Raw genomic sequence first — 13,653 nt, forward strand, 5'->3', positions numbered from 1 at the left:
CTAACCAATTAATTGAGGTTAGCCTTTTATCTATTTCAGGCAATTATTCAATCATAAGAATCACTAAGAAATCTCCTGCATTTTCAATGACTATGGGCAGCTTTAGGGCTTTTTCGAATCCGTACATTTTTGATTGACCAACAATGACCGTAGGGGGAGTGATGTCCAGGGTGTGACCAGCTTGGGCTAATAGAGTAGCGAGGTTGCCTGCAATCATATTTCCTAATTCACCTGCAAAAGATTCAAGCATTTCTCCTTCTAATGGCATGCCGAACATTGATGCCCCCAGGGATTGAAAGCTCTCTTCTTCACCATCTATAATCATTCTGCCCCTTACATCTCCGGTAATCCCAATGAGTACACCGATTTTATGCTGACTAAAGGGCTCCGTCAGTAACGAGGGCTGTAAAACGTCAATGTATAGGGGAATCACCCCTTTAATCGCTTCAATAGAACTATTTAGTATATCTGTGACACTTCTCGTTAAAATCATGTCGTTTCCTCCACTATTCTGTCGCTGTAATCATACCATAATACCTGGTTCAAAAGACGTATTATTTAGCATTATTTTCATTAAAATGAACTTTATGGATGAAAAAAACTCTGTTGGTAAGGGATTTGGGATCCCATACATGATTTATGAATGAATGGAAAAGCTATCCTTACATGGAAGTGTAAGGAGTGATTAATTTATGCCTAAAATTGTCTCAGTCGAAACCGAGGTTCCCCCTGTGAAAATTACGCAAAAAGAAGCGGCGGAATTTGCGAAACAGTTGTTTTCCAAAAGTTTTAAAGATATCGGACGTCTTCTCACCGTGTTTGAAAATGGAGAAATAGACAGTCGTTATTTCGTAAAAGATATCGACTGGTTCTCAAAGGAGCATACCTTTCAAGAAAAGAATGATGAATTCATTCATCATGCTGTTGAATTAGGCAGCAAAGTTGTTATGAAGAGCTTATCCCGACATCAACTTACATTAGAAGATATTGATGCAATCATTACGATATCAACCTCAGGGATAGCGACACCAAGTCTCGAAGCGAGAATTATGAATCATCTGCCATTCTCATCTCATGTAAAACGAATCCCGATTTGGGGATTGGGGTGTGCAGGTGGAGCGAGTGGATTGTCACGTGCCTATGAATACTGTTTAGCTTTTCCTAAAGCGAATGTTCTCGTCCTTTCCATTGAACTTTGTTCTCTGACCTTTCAGCATGGAGATCGGTCAAAGAGCAATCTGATTGGTACCTCATTATTTGCGGATGGAGTGGCTTGTGCCGTTGTATGTGGTGATGATAGTCCGGTGCTCAAAGACATTTCACATCCTCTGCCAACCATCTTTGCCACTCAGTCGACACTGCTCCGGGATTCCCTTGATGTGATGGGATGGGAAGTAAAGAGTAATGGCCTGTATGTGGTGTTTTCAAAGGATATTCCAACACTTGTAAAGAACTGGCTTCGTCCGAATGTGGAGGGATTCATCCACGATAATGATCTCAGGCTTGAAGACATTAAACATTTCGTAGCTCATCCCGGCGGCAGGAAAGTCATTGAAGCCTACCAGGAAGCTTTAGGGATGGATGAAAGTATGACATCTGAATCTATGAAGGTGTTGAAGGAATATGGAAACATGTCATCTGTAACCATCTTGTATGTCCTGAAGGAATTCATGAATAAAGGCTGTGAACGGGGAGATATAGGGTTAGGTACAGCCTTAGGCCCGGGATTCAGTTCAGAACTGCTTTTGATGAGGTGGGAATGATGCTTTATTTTATCCTGTTTTTTTCTGTACTCTTGATTCAGAGACTTGTGGAGTTGTACATCGCCAGATCAAATGAAAAGTGGATGAAGGAGCAGGGAGCGAAAGAATATGGACAGTCCCATTATAAAATGATGGTCGCTATCCATATAGCGTTTTTTGTTTCCCTATTAATAGAAGGAGGGATCTTTCATAGTGGGGTTAATACCTATTGGCCTCTTCTGTTGATTGGTTTTATCCTGACTCAGCTGGGAAGAATATGGGTGATTTCTTCCCTCGGGAAGTATTGGAATACAAAAATCATCGTGCTTCCGAGCGCTGAAGTGGTGGCGAGAGGTCCTTATAAATATTTGAAACATCCTAATTATTTTATCGTTACATTGGAATTCTTGATTGTGCCGTTGCTCTTTCATGCGTATTGGACACTTTTTATCTTTGCACTATTGAATCAATTCATTCTCTCTATCCGTATCCCATTGGAGGAAGATGCCCTCCGAATTGAAACCGATTACGAAAGGGTTCACCTCCATACAAAAGGCTGGATGCCCCTAATCAAAAAAGAAAAGTAATTTTCTTATTGAAAATGATTATCGTTTTTGATAAGATTCTAATTGAAGATGAAAATTATTCTCATTTATACATTAACAAAAGGGTGGGGACGAATATGGTACCGTTTCTGATCGTGTTTACTGTAATAGTGTATGGCTTCATGATGAAGTATGTTTTATCAAATGTGATGAAGGATTCAGCACAAGAAAAGAAAATATCTTCATACCAGAAAAACTCAAAAACTTTTGTTCATTCAAACCTGATTGCAACCGAATCAACTCGATAGATACATAGCCTTCTTCTTCGGAAGAGGGCTTTTTTGTTTTTTCACTCAATAAACCATCTGCATATACTGATACCGTTATCATTATTTCCTTTGCTTGATATGATTTCATAGAGAAATTCAGATAAATACGATAAAATAAAACCGTTATCATTTTTCTGAGTACAGAAAGGAACTAGTACAATGAGTCAGATAGAGCATAAAAGTACAAAATTACATGATACATTGCAAAAACTTACAGCCTACCACGATCGGTTCCTTCAAAACGGAGACGACGAGCGGGCAACAAAGGTAGAAAGATTAGCAGAGAAATTACACAACCATGAATTGATTTTAGCCTTTTGCGGCCATTTCTCTGCAGGGAAGTCAACGATGATCAATCACTTAATGGGAGAAGAAATTCTCCCGTCGAGTCCAATCCCTACCAGTGCAAATTTAGTAAAGGTGCACCATGCACCAACGGATTTCGCAAAAATTCATTATCATCATTCCCAACCCCTATACTTTCAGGCACCGTATGAGTTCTCCACCATTAAGGACTTCTGCAAAAACGGAGAGGAAGTATATTCTGTAGAAATAGGTCGAAGCAAAAGTGAGATGCCAGATGGTGTATCGATTTTAGATACCCCGGGTGTAGACAGTACGGATGATGCCCACAGGCTGTCAACGGAATCGGCCATTCATCTTGCTGACGCCGTCTTTTATGTGATGGATTATAACCATGTTCAATCTCAGGTGAATTTCGAGTTCACAAAGGAAATGATCCGTCATGGAGTCAAGCTGTATCTCATAGTAAATCAGATTGATAAGCACCAGGAAGAAGAATTGGCATTCAGCGACTTTATAAAAAGTGTAGAGAATTCGTTTGCATCTTGGGGTGTTGTACCCAATGGGATGTTTTTTACAAGTTTAAAAGCTCCTCATCATCCTCATAATGATCTTGAAAAATTAGAGTCATTGATTGAAGAACAGGTGAAGAAGAAAAGCGAACTGATAGAAGCTTCTGCAGAATCAGCCATCTCACAATTGCGGTCTGAGCATGAGAAGTGGTATGAAGAAGCCCTTGAGAAAATTGAAGAAAAAGGAAGGGATATCCTGACACCTGATGAATGGAATGACAAAGACTCCCTTCTGCAAACTGAAAGAAGAATGATTGATACTTTAGCAAAAAATAACGTAAAAGCGATAAAAGACCATTTTGAGGAAGAAAGAAGGGAAATCCTTAAAAATGCGTATTTAATGCCGTTTGAAACAAGAGAATTAGCGAAAGATTTTCTCGAAAGCAGGCAATCAGACTTTAAAGTAGGGTTTTTATTTTCGAAACAAAAAACAGAAGACGAAAAAGCGGTAAGAATCCGGAAGTTCAAAGAAGATATAAATACCCGGATCGAATCTCAATTAGAATGGCATTTGAAGACACTGGGGAAAAACATGGACAAAGAATACAGTCCTTCATCAGGTCAACCCATCAAGTGGGATCAATTATCTCTTGAAGTGGATGAACCATTCCTTATCGATCTGATCAAACCTGGTGCAGGAATTACGAGTGATTACGTTCTCCAATACTGTGATGATCTTTCTGAGGAATTAAAGAGGAAAGCCAGGAATATTACAAATGATTTGATTGAAGCAACTTTGAATGAAGTGGAAAGCGCGTCTGCAGTAGAGAATTCAGCTTTAGAAACTGAGCTAAATGAACTCCAAAAGAAAACAGGAATCATCTATCAATGGAACACATTACATGAAGAAAAGACTACCCAACTTCGAAAATTAATGAACATTGAGGTCGATCAGAGACAAGCAGATTCTGTTCTCCAACAGTGGATTGTGAATTGGAAGGCAAGGGCGGAAGATTATATTCCTGCAACTGACATGGAGTTGGATAAAAAAGAGATAACCACACGAACCAGGGAAAAAATTGAGTCGGAGCCACGGCAACAACAGCAAACTTCTATTGAAGAGGTTATCGAACGTTTAGAAACGATGACCAGTGTATTCAGGAGATACAAAGGGTTCAGAAAGACTGCAGATTTATTAGAAGGAAAGAAAGAGCGACTGTCCAATCAATCCTTTACAATCGCATTATTCGGTGCGTTTAGTGCGGGGAAATCATCATTTGCCAATGCATTATTAGGGAAGAAAATACTCCCGGTGAGTCCGAATCCGACAACGGCCTCCATCAATCGAATCAATCCGATATCAGAAGTCGGTGAGCATGAAACCGCTCATGTCCAAATCAAGACGTACGACCAGTTATTTCAAGATATTGAGCATTCTCTTTCCTATTTCAATCGCAGTGTTTCAACACTTGATGAAGCAATGGAGGTTGTCCCTGCTTTAACGAGTGAAGGCAGCGGTAAGGAGAATGTACACCTTTCATTCCTGCAGGCTTTTTCTAATGGCTATCCCGCCTTTAAAGATAGTCTTGGAATGACAAAGAAGGCCAATCTTGAAGAGTATAGAGGATTTGTAGCAGATGAAGCTCAAGCTTGTTTTGTGGAGTCCATCGATCTCTATTACGATTGTGATATTACAAGGCAGGGAATCACACTCGTCGATACACCAGGAGCAGATTCGATTAACGCACGTCATACGGGAGTGGCATTTGAATATATTAAAAATGCCGATGCGATACTATTTGTGACCTATTACAACCATGCATTTGCCAAGGCAGACCGTGAATTCCTCATTCAATTAGGCCGGGTGAAGGACACGTTTGAACTAGATAAAATGTTCTTTGTCGTCAATGCCATCGACCTTGCAAGCGACGAAGAAGAAAAAAATGAAGTGATCGACTATGTAGAGACGCAGCTGGTTCAATATGGAATCCGTTTTCCGAGGATCTTTGGGGTATCTTCTCTCCAAGCTCTTAGAGAAGCAGATTCTCAAAAATCAGGAATGGATCTATTTAAGAAGGAATTCCAAACATTTATACAGAATGAATTAGTGAGCATGAGTATCGAGTCCGCTCTCAGTGAGTGGGATAGAGGCCTGCAGCGATTTAATCAATACATTCATACGGCTTCAAGTGATAAAGCGTATAAGGAAGTACGTAAACAGGAGCTGAACGATGCGAAGGTTGAGGTTCGCTCACTTATCGATACGAAATCCGTCCACCCACTTGAAATCGAAATGCAGCAAGAATCGAAGGAACTTGTCTATTATGTGAAGCAAAGAGTATTTTTTCGGGTATCCGATTTTTATAAGGAAGCCTTTCATTCAGGATTATTTCTGCAATACTCCAACCAATCCCAAGCGATAAAGGAAGGATTAAAGGAATTTCTTGCAAGTGTCGGATTTGATCTGGCACAGGAAATGAGAGCCACTTCTCTTCGTATTCAGCAGTTCATTCAGAAACTACTGAGTGAGCATTGGTTGGTACTTGAAGAAATGATTCAACAGGTGGAGAAAGAACTGGTATTATCTCCTCAGGACTACAAAAACGAAAGCACCATTGAATTTGAGAACGCATTTAAACAAACAGAGCTGCGACTATTCGAAGAAGCCTTTTCTTCATATAAGAATCCAAAGCATTTCTTTGAACAAGGCGGAAAAAAGATTGTTCAGGAAAAATTGGAAGCATTACTTCATGAGCCTGCAGATAGCTATTTAGAACAGGAGCAGGAACGGCTGGAAGGTTGGGGTACTTCGTATTTAAGTAGAGAGTTTGACAAGCTTAAAGAAGAAATGTTGATTCAGGTGATGGAGCAGATCCATTCAAATATAGATGCATTAGAGAGTGTTCAGGACCTCAACAAGCTAAAGTATGATTTGGAGCAACTCGAACAGATTCAATCTTAAAGAAAAGAAGGAGGAAAGTCGTGGCGAATCCTTATCATTGCTGTGCTACATGTATTCATATTCAAGGAGTCAAGACCGAACAGAAGACCTCCTATTTCTGTTCCCGACTGGGCTATGAAACCAAAACCACTTATCAATTTTCTTGCTGGGAACCTAAGGAGGAAGTACTGACATTAATGAAGAAGAGGGGGATAATATCATGAAGACAATTATCGATACGGATTGGCTAAGTGAGCATGTTCATGATGAAAATCTAAGAATCATTGATTGTCGTTTTTCTCTGGGGAACCCGGCAGAGGGGCGGGAGCGGTACAAAGAGAGTCATATTCAGGGAGCCGTCTTTTTCGATTTGGAAAAGGATTTATCAGGATATGTGAAAAAGCATGGGGGGCGCCATCCCCTTCCGAATATGAAGAACTTTTTGCGCAAGGTGGAGGACGTCGGTATTGATAATGATACAACGGTCGTCATTTATGATGAAAAGGAAGGTGCATTCGCTGGCCGATGCTGGTGGTTGTTCCAATACATCGGACATGAGAAGGTATATATCTTAAATGGTGGGTTTGCAGCTTGGAAAAAGGCTGGAGGGAAAACAGAATCGACCGTTCCTGTGTTTCCTCTAAAAAGCTATCGTCCAAGCTTTAACGAAACGATCGCAGCTTCTCTGGATGAGGTGAGGAGCATTGCAAATGGGGATCGAGACATCCCATTAATCGATTCCCGTAGCAGAGAAAGATACTTAGGCCATGAAGAACCGATAGACCGCACTCCGGGTCATATTCCAGGGGCGATCAACCTTCCATGGACAGATGGTGTGACGGAAGGGTATTTTATTCAAGGAGAACAGCGGAATGATCGCTTCGCTCATCTTAATAAAGATGAGCCGGTAATTGTCTATTGCGGATCCGGTGTAACAGCGACACCGAATTTCATTGCACTTAAGGAAGCAGGATTCAATACTGTGAAACTTTATGTTGGAAGCTACAGTGATTGGGTGTCGTATGAGAATCACAAGGTGGAGAAGGAATAATGGCGAATAGCTAATTGGAAAAGGTTCATCACTTTTCCAATTAGCTATTTATTCGTATATGTTATACTTTATAAAGTGAACAAAAACGAGAATGAGCGATGAGGAGTGTATGAATTGAATAATAAAAATGAGCATTTATTACTTATAGATGGTATGGCGCTATTATTTCGATCTTTTTTTGCAACAGCCGTAACGGGTCAATTCATGATGAACTCAAAAGGACTTCCCACCAATGGAGTTCAGGGGTTTATGAAGCATTTACTGATGGCAGCGGACCATGTGAAGCCGACACATATCATAGTATGCTGGGATATGGGGAGTCAGACATTCCGTAATGAAGTATTCAATGACTATAAATCGAATCGAAATGCACCACCTGTTGAACTGATCCCTCAATTTGATCTTGCAAAAGAGGTGGCAGAAGGATTCAATCTTTCGAATGTGGGTGTAGTTGGTTACGAAGCAGATGATTGTATCGGGACACTTGCCAAAATTCATCAAACCGATCGCAAAGTATCCGTTCTGAGCGGTGACCAGGATCTCCTGCAGCTTTTGGACGACAATATTGATATTATGCTCCTGAAAAAAGGCTTTGGTAACTATCAAACCTATACGAAAGAGATTTTTGTGGAAGAGAGAGGAATTACTCCTCAGCAATTCATTGATGTGAAAGCATTAATGGGTGATACAAGTGATGGATATCCCGGGGTAAAAGGAATCGGAGAGAAAACGGCACTAAAGCTGATTCAACAATATAACGATATCTCAGGTATTCTCGATCATCTGCACGAGTTAACCCCATCTCAACGGAAGAAGATTGAAGCCGACTTGGACATGCTTCATGTTTCAAGAAAGTTAGCTGAGATTCACTGCGGTGTGCCTCTATCCGTTTCGGTAGAGGAAGCACGTTGGAATAACGTTGCCCATGAAACGCTATCCTTTGTGGATGACTTAGAGTTGAAGGTGCTAAGAAGATATTTAGTAGGTTCTAATGTAATGGTTGCCACAAGCTAGCCATTTATAGGAGTGTCAGGGATCCGTTTTGGCCCCTGACACTTTTTTATGTGGAAATGCTTACTTTGTATTCGATTTCTTAGCGGCATTTTCCAATTGGCCCTTTGGCTCCATGGCAAATTCTGCATCCTGGGATATCCCTTGTGGATTCACGCTTTTGGCATTTTTACCTTTGTTTTTGTTATTTCCTTTTGTCATACCTAAATTCCTCCTTTACTGTAATCACTATTATTTTGGCTATGTTCATAATAAATATCCTATGGGCAGAGAATTTTAGGACAAACTAAAGACAGGGAGGTGTAAGGGTGAATAAAGGGATTGTTACAGCACTTATTAGTATAGCTCTCGCACAGGGCCTGAAGATTCCACTGCACTTTTTAAAAAAGAAGGAATGGAAGCCTGATCTGCTTTTCCAAACGGGGGGAATGCCAAGTTCTCATAGTGCAGGAGTTGCTTCTTTAACGACATTTATAGCTTTAAAGAGGGGTGTCAGAACGATTGACTTTGCTCTTTCATTTATCTTTGGTCTAATCGTCATGTACGATGCACAAGGAATTCGAAGGCAAACAGGTGAGCTGACCCTTAAAGTGAATAGTTTAGATGAGCTCGTTCGCAAAGCTCATGATAAAGAAGCGGTAGAATTCGAAGAGAAAAAACCAAAGCGCCTGAAAGAAATGCTGGGGCATCAACCTCAAGAAGTAGTCGGAGGAGCATTACTCGGTTCGTTTATGGGCTACATTGCCTTCCTGTTTTCGAAAAAGGATAGGCAAAAGAAAAAATTTTCTGTAAGATAAGAGAAGACAAAGTGGCGATAAGGTGAGGAGAAACGTGAAAAAGACAACTGAAGAATTTCTCATAGATCTTGAAAACAAAGGCTTCAAATTTCAAGAAGACGCAATTGGCTTCATCTATTTTGGCAAAAAATACACAGATGCCCCGGATGAACTGGTCAATAGCGCCATTGAAATCACATTAAAAGCTCAAAAACAATTCGATAGCAGTTTTTACATGTCCATATTAGAAAGACTTCATTCCCAAAACATCGCATCCCGAAAAGAAGCGCTGAGATGGATGGAGAAACAGGGCTTGGCATAGAAAAGCGTAGGCGCCGAAGCTGGACATTAGAAAAGCGTAGGCGGCTTGGTCAGACCCGACAAGCATAAGACATGAGACCATCAGAAAGGGATTGCTTCCTTTTTGATGGTCTTTGTTTTGTTGGTGTGGGTCTGTGGATCTGTCGATTTTTGTAGAACGGTCGGTATATTGAAAATACGGTTGATAAAATGAAAGAACGGTTGATAAATTTGAATAACGGTCGATAAATCAAAGCAATTCCATTCGATTTCAAACTTCACACCATAAAAAATGGGAGAGCCACCAATCGGCCTCCTATTTCACACTTTAGTTCAGATGAATGGCTTTTCTGGCCAGCTCATCTGCCCCTTTATTTTCCTTACTGGGTATCCACTTTATGAAGAAAAGGTCCATTTGCTTCGTCATGTCCAATATATCATGGAGTAACTGCTTATATAGAGCATTCCGTACAAACTCTTTCTCAATCGCATGAACGACAGCTTGAGAATCACTCTTCAGCCACACGGTATCAGCATGTTTATCTAAACAGATCTCCAGAGCTTTCTTGCATGCCATGAATTCAGCTTCATGATTATCCATGACTCCTAAAGGAATAGAATATTTTTCCACTTCCCCGTTATGTTTAATCAATATTCCGGCTCCACTTGGCCCTGGGTTACCAGCACTTGCTCCATCAATATTCACTTCGATCATATGCGTTCACCTCAAAGTACATCTTTAGAATAATATTATAGTAGCACATTAAATAGAAGGTAGGGAGAAGGAATCCTTAATCCCTCCCTTCAATAAAATAGCCGGGGATAACCAGTGTCCCTGCCTACAACCAACGATCATACATCTTTAGGAAATCGTTTTGCCACATAACCAAATGGGGTATCAATAATGGATATGACCCATTTGAGGAGATAGGTAGTAATGAAAATTTCAAACCAGACATCCATCGGATATTCTCCCAGGAAAGCGATGCTTGTGAAGACAAGAGTATCCAAAAGCTGACTCACCATCGTACTTCCGTTATTACGAATCCAAAACTGTGAATCAGAAGGGAATTTCCTCTTTAAATACGTGAAGATATACACGTCCATTAATTGACTCACGAGGTAAGCGACTAAGCTTCCAAGAGCAATTCTAGGGATGATCCCAAAGATTGTAGTCAGAGATTCTTGGGCGAAATCTTCAGGATGTGGTTGAAATACTAACACGAGCTGCATAATAATAGTCATAACGATTAAAGTGAAGAACCCCATCCACACCGCTTTCTGGGCTTCTTTTTTTCCATATTTTTCGTTAAGGATGTCCGTTACTAAAAAAGCGGTCCCGTACATGGCATTCCCTAAAGTAGCGGTCAACCCGAAAATTTCAATCGTTTTAACGACCTGTAAGTTAGCAAGTATCGTGGATACCCCTATCCATACAAACAGTCCGGTTCGTCCAAACATTCGATACATAATCAGTAGTAAAGAGAATGTAATGAGAACGAAGACCAATCCAAACCATATATTAAACATATAAAGTCCTCCTAATGAAGATGTTAATGAAACAATAGTCCTCATTATACAAATAAAAGCAAAAATGAACAATCGTATGAAGGAAAAGGAGCGAATGATTATGGAAATGAAACTAAAATTTAAATATGTAAGTAAAACAGCGTCGAGTATATGGTTTGAATCCAACTACTTCCCAAGAAAAGAAACAATGATTCATATCGATGATCTGATGAAAACCGGAAAAGTCCATGATCTTGAAATCATAGATGAAATGGGGAATTCGTGGTCAAGAAAGGAATTTATCAAACTGAATCAGGAATTGGATAAGGAACCAGAAAACATCGTTGTGTATTTCGACGGAGGGTTTGATAAGGAATCACTCATTGCCGGTGCAGGGATTGTCATCTATTACGATAAAGGTGGAGAATCTTTTAGAATCAGAAAAAATGAACTTCTCGAGGAAATTGAAAATAATAATGAAGCAGAATACGCAGCTTTACATATTGCCCTCGGATTACTTGATGAAATCGGTGTGAAAAATGTGCCTTGTACGATTAATGGAGATTCCCAGGTGGTAATAAAACAGTTGGAAGGGGAATGGCCTTGTTATGAAGAGGGCTTGAATCGTTGGCTCGATCGTATTGAAGCACTGATCAAAAAGCTTCGATTGAAAATCCATTGGGCCGTGCTGAACAGAAAAGATAATAAGGAAGCAGATAAGTTGGCCAATCAAGCCTTACAAGGGACAAAAGTCCACAGCAATAAACGACTAGAATAATTTCGTTCCCAATTATATACTCTATAAATAACCATACACAGTATGCCTTCGAACAAGCTTAGGAGTGATCACATGAATCGAAAAAAAGTGGTGGATAAAGTGGATGAGCTCATAGACACCTACTGCAACGACTGCTTACTTAAAGCACACTTTCGCAAAGAGTATGGAAAAACCTATGCTCACCGCTTTTGTATAGAAAAATGCACCATAGGAGAACAAATTCGGAATTTCGGACAAAAATTGAATTGAAAAATAAAGGGCAGCGATTCTTAGGTGAACCTAAGAATCGCTGCCCTTTGGTATGCTATATTGTTCGAACGATTATAATTTAACTACGTTTGCTGCTTGAGGTCCACGATTTCCTTCAACAACGTCGAAAGAAACTTCTTGCCCTTCTTCTAATGCTTTGAACCCTTCGCCTTGAATCGCTGAGAAATGTACGAATACATCTTCTCCACCTTCAACTTCGATGAATCCAAACCCTTTTTCATTGTTGAACCATTTTACTTTACCATTTTGCATTTTCGAATCCTCCTAAATCGTTCAAGCACGTTTGTGCCTCTGGAAAATAGTTTTCACGAAATGATTGACTCTCATACGTTAGAAAGAGGCATGAAAATCGTTCACTTCAATGATGTCTTTACTATACAATATGAAGATTTTTGAGTCAACATTCCCACTTGTTTTTGCGGAAATGTTTAAACAATTTGGTTAATATGTATTGACAAATATTGAGTAAGGAAATAAAATTTGCACTAAGGAAACTTTTATTGCACTAAGGAAACTTTTGTAGTCTTATAAAAAAGAAATTACTTGTGTAAAAAAAAGTGAACATATATAAGTTTCATGAATAAGGTAGATGTAGTAGATATCAAAATCATATAAGTTGGAGAGGAGATCAAACATGAAAATAAGATTAATGGCTCTTGTCGGGATTATCCTTATTTTAGCGGCAGGACTTATCCTATCAGGCTGTGGAGCAACTACCACTGGTACTAAAAACGATAAAATAGTCGTTACGACAACAATAGGGCAAATAGGGGATGCGGTTAAAAATATTGGAGGAGAGCATGTAGAGGTTCAAAGTTTAATGGGACCTGGAGTGGATCCTCACCTTTACAAAGCTAAACAGTCGGATATTGGCAAACTTCAGGAAGCAGATATTATTTTCTACAGCGGTCTCCATTTAGAAGGGAAAATGCTTGAGATCTTCGAAAAAATGAACAAGGAAAAACCGACTTATGCAATCGCTGATAGTATACCTAAAGATAAGCTGCGTAAAGATCAGGCAGATAATACGGCAACAGACCCACATGTGTGGTTCGATATTGATTTATGGAAAATTGCATTGGAGCAAGTGCGGGACGGATTAATCGAGAAAGATCCTGAAAACAAAGAAGATTACATCCGAAATACTGAAAAGTACTTTGCGGAATTAGATGAACTGAAAGCATATGCTACGGAAGAAATGTCAAAGGTTCCAGAAGAACAAAGAGTTCTTGTAACAGCTCACGATGCATTTAATTACTTCGGAGCAAAATACGATCTTCAAGTTATGGGATTACAAGGTCTGAGTACAGATGCTGAATATGGATTAGCAGATGTACAGTCCCTTGTAAATACATTGGTAGACAGAAACATCAAAGCGGTGTTTGTAGAATCAAGTATCTCTGAAAAATCGATCAACGCGGTTATAGCAGGGGCACAAGATAAAGGCCATGAAATCGAAAAAGGCGGGGAGCTATTCTCAGATGCCATGGGGAAAGAAGGAACGGAAGAAGGAACGTACATCGGTATGTATAAGCATAACGTCGATACGATTGTAGAGGGACTAAAGTAAGTCTTAGGAGGCGATA

General features: G+C 39.9%; 17 protein-coding genes. 10 read left to right on the top strand and 7 right to left on the bottom strand.

Annotated elements, in window-relative coordinates; all coding sequences use genetic code 11:
- Positions 1–43: 43 nt before the first annotated feature.
- Positions 44–493 (bottom strand): chemotaxis protein CheX, encoded by a 450-nt coding sequence (locus ACIFOD_RS14090; RefSeq protein WP_397553573.1) that lies wholly within the window; start codon positions 491–493, stop codon positions 44–46.
- A 199-nt stretch (positions 494–692) separates the two neighbouring features.
- Here ACIFOD_RS14090 and ACIFOD_RS14095 point away from each other — a divergent pair, with 199 nt between their 5' ends.
- Entirely contained in the window at positions 693–1,763 is a 1,071-nt protein-coding gene (locus ACIFOD_RS14095; protein ID WP_430315161.1) for a type III polyketide synthase, read from the top strand.
- Positions 1,763–2,329 carry an isoprenylcysteine carboxyl methyltransferase family protein gene (locus ACIFOD_RS14100; protein ID WP_397553575.1) on the top strand — a complete coding sequence of 189 codons (567 nt, stop codon included), beginning with the start codon at positions 1,763–1,765 and terminating at the stop codon, positions 2,327–2,329. Before ACIFOD_RS14095 ends, ACIFOD_RS14100 begins: the two co-directional genes overlap by 1 nt.
- A gap of 138 nt (positions 2,330–2,467) precedes the next feature.
- Here the strand turns inward: ACIFOD_RS14100 and ACIFOD_RS14105 are convergent, their stop codons facing one another.
- Entirely contained in the window at positions 2,468–2,704 is a 237-nt protein-coding gene (locus ACIFOD_RS14105) for a hypothetical protein (protein ID WP_430315162.1), read from the bottom strand.
- A gap of 71 nt (positions 2,705–2,775) precedes the next feature.
- Here ACIFOD_RS14105 and ACIFOD_RS14110 point away from each other — a divergent pair, with 71 nt between their 5' ends.
- The 3 genes from ACIFOD_RS14110 to ACIFOD_RS14120 all read left to right on the top strand — a co-directional run bounded on the left by ACIFOD_RS14110 (position 2,776) and on the right by ACIFOD_RS14120 (position 8,437).
- Entirely contained in the window at positions 2,776–6,393 is a 3,618-nt protein-coding gene (locus ACIFOD_RS14110) for a dynamin family protein (protein WP_430315163.1), read from the top strand.
- A 199-nt stretch (positions 6,394–6,592) separates the two neighbouring features.
- Complete coding sequence (locus tag ACIFOD_RS14115; RefSeq protein WP_430315164.1) at positions 6,593–7,423, top strand: sulfurtransferase; 831 nt, start codon at positions 6,593–6,595, stop codon at positions 7,421–7,423.
- Positions 7,424–7,537: 114 nt separating this feature from the next.
- Positions 7,538–8,437, top strand: coding sequence for a 5'-3' exonuclease (locus ACIFOD_RS14120; protein WP_430315165.1), 900 nt, complete (start codon positions 7,538–7,540; stop codon positions 8,435–8,437).
- A gap of 60 nt (positions 8,438–8,497) precedes the next feature.
- Here the strand turns inward: ACIFOD_RS14120 and sspL are convergent, their stop codons facing one another.
- Entirely contained in the window at positions 8,498–8,635 is a 138-nt protein-coding gene (gene sspL, locus ACIFOD_RS14125) for a small, acid-soluble spore protein L (RefSeq protein ID WP_430315166.1), read from the bottom strand.
- Between the two features lie 107 nt (positions 8,636–8,742).
- Between sspL and ACIFOD_RS14130 the strand changes: the two genes are divergently transcribed.
- Together ACIFOD_RS14130 and ACIFOD_RS14135 are read left to right on the top strand one after the other, a co-directional pair.
- Positions 8,743–9,231, top strand: coding sequence for a divergent PAP2 family protein (locus ACIFOD_RS14130; protein ID WP_430315167.1), 489 nt, complete (start codon positions 8,743–8,745; stop codon positions 9,229–9,231).
- A 34-nt stretch (positions 9,232–9,265) separates the two neighbouring features.
- On the top strand, positions 9,266–9,532 hold the full coding sequence (locus ACIFOD_RS14135; RefSeq protein ID WP_113970776.1) for a DUF6123 family protein: 267 nt from the start codon (positions 9,266–9,268) through the stop codon (positions 9,530–9,532).
- Positions 9,533–9,612: 80 nt separating this feature from the next.
- Here the strand turns inward: ACIFOD_RS14135 and ACIFOD_RS14140 are convergent, their stop codons facing one another.
- From ACIFOD_RS14140 to ACIFOD_RS14150, 3 genes are all read right to left on the bottom strand, one after another.
- Positions 9,613–9,792 (bottom strand): hypothetical protein, encoded by a 180-nt coding sequence (locus tag ACIFOD_RS14140; RefSeq protein ID WP_430315168.1) that lies wholly within the window; start codon positions 9,790–9,792, stop codon positions 9,613–9,615.
- 46 nt (positions 9,793–9,838) lie between these two features.
- Complete coding sequence (locus ACIFOD_RS14145; protein WP_430315169.1) at positions 9,839–10,225, bottom strand: reverse transcriptase-like protein; 387 nt, start codon at positions 10,223–10,225, stop codon at positions 9,839–9,841.
- A 137-nt stretch (positions 10,226–10,362) separates the two neighbouring features.
- Entirely contained in the window at positions 10,363–11,040 is a 678-nt protein-coding gene (locus tag ACIFOD_RS14150) for a queuosine precursor transporter (protein ID WP_397553938.1), read from the bottom strand.
- Between the two features lie 100 nt (positions 11,041–11,140).
- Between ACIFOD_RS14150 and ACIFOD_RS14155 the strand changes: the two genes are divergently transcribed.
- Positions 11,141–11,797 (top strand): reverse transcriptase-like protein, encoded by a 657-nt coding sequence (locus ACIFOD_RS14155; protein ID WP_430315170.1) that lies wholly within the window; start codon positions 11,141–11,143, stop codon positions 11,795–11,797.
- A gap of 72 nt (positions 11,798–11,869) precedes the next feature.
- Positions 11,870–12,046 (top strand): zinc-finger domain-containing protein, encoded by a 177-nt coding sequence (locus ACIFOD_RS14160; protein WP_430315171.1) that lies wholly within the window; start codon positions 11,870–11,872, stop codon positions 12,044–12,046.
- Positions 12,047–12,118: 72 nt separating this feature from the next.
- Here ACIFOD_RS14160 and cspD read toward each other — a convergent pair whose 3' ends face one another.
- The gene (cspD, locus tag ACIFOD_RS14165; RefSeq protein WP_113970771.1) at positions 12,119–12,319 is read right to left on the bottom strand and encodes a cold-shock protein CspD; all 201 of its coding nucleotides are present in this window, start codon (positions 12,317–12,319) and stop codon (positions 12,119–12,121) included.
- Positions 12,320–12,701: 382 nt separating this feature from the next.
- On the opposite strand from cspD, the gene ACIFOD_RS14170 reads away from it, so the two are divergent.
- Positions 12,702–13,637 (top strand): metal ABC transporter solute-binding protein, Zn/Mn family, encoded by a 936-nt coding sequence (locus tag ACIFOD_RS14170; protein WP_397553941.1) that lies wholly within the window; start codon positions 12,702–12,704, stop codon positions 13,635–13,637.
- Positions 13,638–13,653: the final 16 nt, after the last annotated feature.

The organism is Rossellomorea sp. NRS-1567, assembly GCF_050467885.1.
GTDB classification, from domain to species: domain Bacteria; phylum Bacillota; class Bacilli; order Bacillales; family Bacillaceae_B; genus Rossellomorea; species Rossellomorea aquimaris_C.

Coding starts and splice junctions, on each gene's coding strand:
- cspD (WP_113970771.1), bottom strand. CDS start 12,319: ATGCAAAATGGTAAAGTAAAATGGTTCAACAATGAAAAAGGGTTTGGA.
- ACIFOD_RS14160 (WP_430315171.1), top strand. CDS start 11,870: ATGAATCGAAAAAAAGTGGTGGATAAAGTGGATGAGCTCATAGACACC.
- ACIFOD_RS14115 (WP_430315164.1), top strand. CDS start 6,593: ATGAAGACAATTATCGATACGGATTGGCTAAGTGAGCATGTTCATGAT.
- ACIFOD_RS14110 (WP_430315163.1), top strand. CDS start 2,776: ATGAGTCAGATAGAGCATAAAAGTACAAAATTACATGATACATTGCAA.
- ACIFOD_RS14095 (WP_430315161.1), top strand. CDS start 693: ATGCCTAAAATTGTCTCAGTCGAAACCGAGGTTCCCCCTGTGAAAATT.
- ACIFOD_RS14145 (WP_430315169.1), bottom strand. CDS start 10,225: ATGATCGAAGTGAATATTGATGGAGCAAGTGCTGGTAACCCAGGGCCA.
- ACIFOD_RS14155 (WP_430315170.1), top strand. CDS start 11,141: ATGGAAATGAAACTAAAATTTAAATATGTAAGTAAAACAGCGTCGAGT.
- ACIFOD_RS14100 (WP_397553575.1), top strand. CDS start 1,763: ATGCTTTATTTTATCCTGTTTTTTTCTGTACTCTTGATTCAGAGACTT.
- ACIFOD_RS14170 (WP_397553941.1), top strand. CDS start 12,702: ATGAAAATAAGATTAATGGCTCTTGTCGGGATTATCCTTATTTTAGCG.
- ACIFOD_RS14105 (WP_430315162.1), bottom strand. CDS start 2,704: ATGAAATCATATCAAGCAAAGGAAATAATGATAACGGTATCAGTATAT.
- sspL (WP_430315166.1), bottom strand. CDS start 8,635: ATGACAAAAGGAAATAACAAAAACAAAGGTAAAAATGCCAAAAGCGTG.
- ACIFOD_RS14150 (WP_397553938.1), bottom strand. CDS start 11,040: ATGTTTAATATATGGTTTGGATTGGTCTTCGTTCTCATTACATTCTCT.
- ACIFOD_RS14090 (WP_397553573.1), bottom strand. CDS start 493: ATGATTTTAACGAGAAGTGTCACAGATATACTAAATAGTTCTATTGAA.